Genomic DNA, 4,925 nt, shown 5'->3' with positions numbered 1-4,925 from the left:
GCGGGCATCGTGAAAAGTCTATGTCAAAGAAAGGGTTATGTTCTCATAATTGACGATTAAATCGCACCTTCCTTAGAGGGCGCCCATTCTGGTGATACGCGATGGTGTTAGTTTCCAGATAAGTCAGCAGTGACTGGTTACCGGCGCTGGAAACGATGGTACTGGCCAGCAGTGAGAACTGTTCCGGCGGGATCAGCAAATCAGTCGGCACCATGGAGTAAGCGGAGTTCGCCCACGCTGCACTCAACCCGGCATTAATGCTGTTACGGATTTCGTCAGCAGTTGAGGTCGCCCAGGTCTTGGCGGCGTTGGTCGGCGTTACCTGAGTCAGGTTCAGAAGGCCTTTAACGTTCAGACCAGAATCACCTGTGTACACCTGCTCGTCAGTGTCCATGTTCCATTTCAGTTGCATGCCGTCGTACTTCTGGGTGTCGATTGGTCGCCCGACCTGTGCGGCAGCCTGCAATTCCGGCACGGTCCAGCCAAGCTCCATCCCCCATAATGTGAGAGGGAAGCCCGTTTTTACGATATCGACGTTTACTCCAGCCAGCGCGGTCGGGATTTTACTCAGCCAGTTTTTGCCGTTGGCATTCGGCGTACCAGCTGCAGCAAAGATGGTGTTGGTGAATGAACTGATTTCGTCAGCAATAGAAACGTCTTCGCGCAACTGGATATCGCGCGACCAGGTGAAATTCACCAGCGGCAGATTCAGTGTCTGATCGAGACGCTCCAACTCATGGACAAGAAAGGCACCAGTGCCGTCGACTGTTGCCTGGTCAAATGTCATTGGCATTTGCGATTTCCTTAAATATTGAAGGCCAGCTCAATGTTGCCGCTGGTATCGCCAGGGCCATTGAAGTAAGCGTTAGTGATCTGGACGGTATTCGAACCATCAGCAGCGGGGAGAAACGCGCCGAGAGGGCTGGAAGCGGACGGAGAAGCCACGCGCATGTAAACCGGGCCGTGCAATGCAACGCTGGATGCGTCAGCACCGATGTTTACCGTGACATAGCCGCGAACCAGGCAATCCCCGGTAAAGTTTTTACCGCTACCTACCTGCTGGACTTTGTCCGGCTGGCTTGCTGTCGGATATGGGCGAACATAAATACCCACCAGCACTGCTGCTGTATCATCCGCAGCGATAGGAACAAATTTTCCGGAGGAAATCTTGCCACCCAGGCCGTAAGCTGAAAAAAGGTTTGTCGAGTCCAGCAGTTGAGGTTCAACCGTCAGATCCTGCGGGCGAGAGATCGACCCGGCGATGCCCGCAGGCATCCGGTAAAGAAATGTGTTACCCATTGGTTAACCTCGTTTAGACCAGAATTCCTGCGCGGCCTGATTCATGCCGGCAATGGTTTTAACAGTGGTGGCAGTCTGCGTTTGCAGGCTGTCGTTGGTTTTGACGTTGCGGTTTTTAGCCAGCTCAGAGACGGCAGTAAACGCCATATCTACAGTGGCTTTTTTCAGTTTGGAAAGGTCGGCATCACCTACGACGGAGCGCACCAGAGATTGATCCGCAGATGCGAGAACCTGGCGCTTGAACGCTGTCGGTTTCGCTTTCTCGGGCAACTGGATGCCGGGTTGAATGAGGTCAGCACGGTAAGCGGCATCGCCAGTCACCTTACCTTCCTCCTCTTTCTTCTCCTCCTCATCCTCATCACCAGTGCCAGCATATGCCGTAGCTGCCGGGGTGAGTTTGGCGACTGCTTCAATCAGCGCTTTACCCCATGCAGGGATTTCTTCTTGCTCATCGCCAGTGCCTTGCAATGCCGGACCAGGAAGCGGATTTTGCGGGGAAAGATTGATGACCACACCGCCAGGCGTCATAGAAGATGTCACGTCGTCATCCCCGGTCACGGTGTCAGGCGGGTTTTAAAGAAATATTTCATTCCTCCACCGCCTTGGTTGATTTAATGAATTCGCGTAGCAGGTGTTTGATTTGCCTTGCGCTGCCACGTCCACAGATGCAACACCGACGCTTATCCTCTACGCGCTGGTAGATTGCTGAAATGCCGTTGTAGATGGCGGTTATCTTCTCGATGTCGCCATTCTTCTGTTTGAGAAAATAGATGCTCTTTTTCATGGGCTACCTGCTGAATGGCGGGCAATAAAAAAAGGCCGCTCAGTGGCGACCTTCTGATATGGATAATTGTTCAAAATCACGGACTATTTAACATAATGACTCTTAACCGCACCGGCGATGTAATAGCAAAGTTGTAATGTCCGCTTTGGGCTAAGTTAAGATGTCCGTCATGTAGACTCACCATCGAGGGATTCTGATGACGGCTCATGCAGCGGAGTTTTTTACTTTGGATGAAGTTAACCGACTTAAAATCATTCAGGATGTTGTCGACCGGCGCCTGACAACGCAGATGGCCGCGCAGCGTCTGGGTCTCTCCGATCGTCAGTGCCGGCGTCTTCTGTCGCGTTATCGTGAACATGGCCCGCTTGCTATGGCTGACCGTCGTCGTGGAAAACCCAGCAATAACCAGCTCCCTGCAGGTCTTGCCCGGTATGCACTCAACATAATCCGCGAGCGCTATACCGACTTTGGGCCGACGCTGGCGTGTGAGAAACTCGCAGAACTGCACGATGTCCATCTTTCCAAAGAAACTGTCCGGTCGCTAATGGTTAAAGCTGGTCTCTGGATCCCCCGCAAACAACGAGCACCAAAGATTCAACAGCCACGCTATCGTCGCGCCTGTTGTGGTGAGTTGATCCAGATTGATGGTTGCGACCATCACTGGTTCGAGAACCGTGCACCCGCCTGTACTGCGCTGGTCTATGTTGACGATGCAACGAGCCGGCTGATGCAGCTTCGTTTTGTGAAATCGGAATCGACATTCACTTATTTTGAGGCCACCCGGGGCTACCTGGAAAAGCATGGCAAGCCACTTGCTTTGTATAGCGACAAAGCCAGTGTCTTCAGAATCAACAATAAAAATGCCACCGGTGGCGATGGTTATACCCAGTTTGGCCGTGCGATGTACGAACTGAACATCCAGACTATCTGCGCCAATACCAGCTCAGCCAAAGGCCGTGTGGAACGCGCTCATCTCACTCTTCAGGATCGCCTGGTAAAGGAACTCAGGCTCAGGGGCATTTCTTCTGTGGACGCAGCCAATGATTATGCCGATGAGTTCATGGCAGATTATAACCAGCGGTTTGCCAAAGCGCCCCGGCATGACTTTGATGTGCATCGGCCGCTTGAAAATGATGATGATCTGGCAGCTTTTTTCACATGGCGGGAACCGCGCCGTGTTTCAAAATCCCTGACGGTACAGTATGACAAAGTACTCTATCTGATTGAAGATAATGAGTTAAGCCGCAGATCTATTGGGAAGTACATTGAGGTCTGGCATTACCCGGATGGCCGGAAAGAACTCCGGCTAAACGGAGTCGTCCTTCCCTACTCCACTTATGATCGTCTTCAGGAAATTGACCAGGGTGCTATCGTGGACAACAAGCGCCTCGGGCGGACACTTGAGTTTATTAAGCTGGTTCAGGACAAACGCGACAATAATCGTTCACAAGCCCTCCCTGCCGGAGATGGTCCCTCGCGGCGTCGCAGAAAACCAACTGAGAAGAAATCCCAGCGCTCTCTGAACGGAGACGATATGCTCGATGCGTTGAAGGCATTGCAATCACGTACTGATGAAATTTTTGGCAAAAGAAAATGACTGCAATGATATGATATAAAAGGAAAACCATGGGAAACCACGGGAAAGTTCGGGTGCCATCGAACCATTTCGCGGCTACCTTAACCGCTAAAAATTCCATATCACCAAAAATTGCTTCAACTAATCTATTTAAAAATGGAACTGCTATATGTATATGAATGGTCAAGAAGCTGAACAGAAAAAAATTGAATATATACAATTACTAGATAGAAATGAAGTTGAGCAGGTTTATCAAAATTATTTAGAAGAAAATACCATGTTTATCCCAAGGGAATTTGAACAAAACCATGGGATTCATTGTTGTACTGTATTTAGAAAGCTACCACTATCTAGCGATTACAAACCAGATTTCGTATATCTAGCAAAAAGTTCAGATAATTGGAATGTGGTATTTATTGAAATAGAAAAACCATCCTCTAAATATTTTAAAGATAAATCCACAGACTTTCATGCAGATTTCAATATGGCTCTACAGCAGATAAATACATGGAGAGCATGGATTGATGAAGAGTCAAATAGAAATCACTTTAAAAATAATACCCTGCAAGGTTTCATTGAACCTGTTCGCATGGCAAGAAATCCTCTTAATTTCAAATATGTATTGGTCCATGGTCGCAGATCTGAATATGAAGGTAATCCGTTAAAAACCTCATTAATAAGAGGCCAGCAACGGGATGATTTCTCAATAATATCATTTGACAGCTTGGCTGAAAATATCGAAAGAAAGTACCCTTTATATGTTGCAGTAAAAAAGAATAGTCGCTATGAATTGATATCAAAAAAATTTGTTAATGAAGAAATGTTCTCATGGATAAATACGGACTTACTAGCTATATCACAAGAAATACACGATGATGCGATGGATAAATCAAGTAGTTGGTACACTTATACAATAAAGGATGGAGAAAGAGTTAAAGTCATGGATGATGTGCTCCAAAAAATAAAAATAATATAAAACGTGGCGCATAATGACGTCATGCTAAAAAGGCTGCTGCGGGATTCAGTTTCCGCAGCGGACTTTTCAACTTTGCTGGCGTTCGGACATCTGAACTTAGCTTTGACAGGACTCGATTAAAATGTCCCGTCAATGCCGTAAAAGTCGCAGTTTAACTGGCGAAATTAGTTATTTTATCGAAACAACATTTTTGCAACATTTAGCCAGTATTACAGTTGGCGGATTCAACTCCGAAGTGCAACGCTAAGCCGCCAATCTTAGCTCTGCAAACACCACAGACGGTTGCCTGA

At 48.0% G+C, this 4,925-nt stretch carries 4 protein-coding genes and 2 pseudogenes; 2 read left to right on the top strand and 4 right to left on the bottom strand.

Features of this window, described 5'->3' with window-relative positions:
• Positions 1-73: 73 nt before the first annotated feature.
• From ACSZPU_RS23375 to ACSZPU_RS23360, 4 genes and pseudogenes are all read right to left on the bottom strand, one after another.
• Positions 74-793: pseudogene (locus ACSZPU_RS23375) on the bottom strand (major capsid family protein); the annotation flags it as partial.
• 11 nt (positions 794-804) lie between these two features.
• The gene (locus ACSZPU_RS23370) at positions 805-1,299 is read right to left on the bottom strand and encodes a structural cement protein Gp24 (protein ID WP_499003789.1); all 495 of its coding nucleotides are present in this window, start codon (positions 1,297-1,299) and stop codon (positions 805-807) included.
• A gap of 3 nt (positions 1,300-1,302) precedes the next feature.
• Positions 1,303-1,872 (bottom strand): annotated as a pseudogene (locus tag ACSZPU_RS23365) (DUF2213 domain-containing protein); the annotation flags it as partial.
• Between the two features lie 13 nt (positions 1,873-1,885).
• Positions 1,886-2,083 carry a hypothetical protein gene (locus tag ACSZPU_RS23360; protein ID WP_499003785.1) on the bottom strand — a complete coding sequence of 66 codons (198 nt, stop codon included), beginning with the start codon at positions 2,081-2,083 and terminating at the stop codon, positions 1,886-1,888.
• Between the two features lie 196 nt (positions 2,084-2,279).
• Between ACSZPU_RS23360 and ACSZPU_RS23355 the strand changes: the two genes are divergently transcribed.
• Complete coding sequence (locus ACSZPU_RS23355) at positions 2,280-3,680, top strand: ISNCY family transposase (protein WP_499003782.1); 1,401 nt, start codon at positions 2,280-2,282, stop codon at positions 3,678-3,680.
• A 148-nt stretch (positions 3,681-3,828) separates the two neighbouring features.
• Positions 3,829-4,635, top strand: a complete 807-nt coding sequence (locus ACSZPU_RS23350) for a Shedu immune nuclease family protein (protein WP_499003779.1) — start codon at positions 3,829-3,831, stop codon at positions 4,633-4,635.
• Positions 4,636-4,925 lie beyond the last annotated feature (290 nt).

The sequence above is a fragment of the Phytobacter sp. V69 genome (genome assembly GCF_965644215.1).
GTDB lineage: Bacteria > Pseudomonadota > Gammaproteobacteria > Enterobacterales > Enterobacteriaceae > Phytobacter.
The sequence above is the reverse complement of the archived record's forward strand: the minus strand, read 5'-3'. Positions and strand labels throughout refer to the sequence as shown.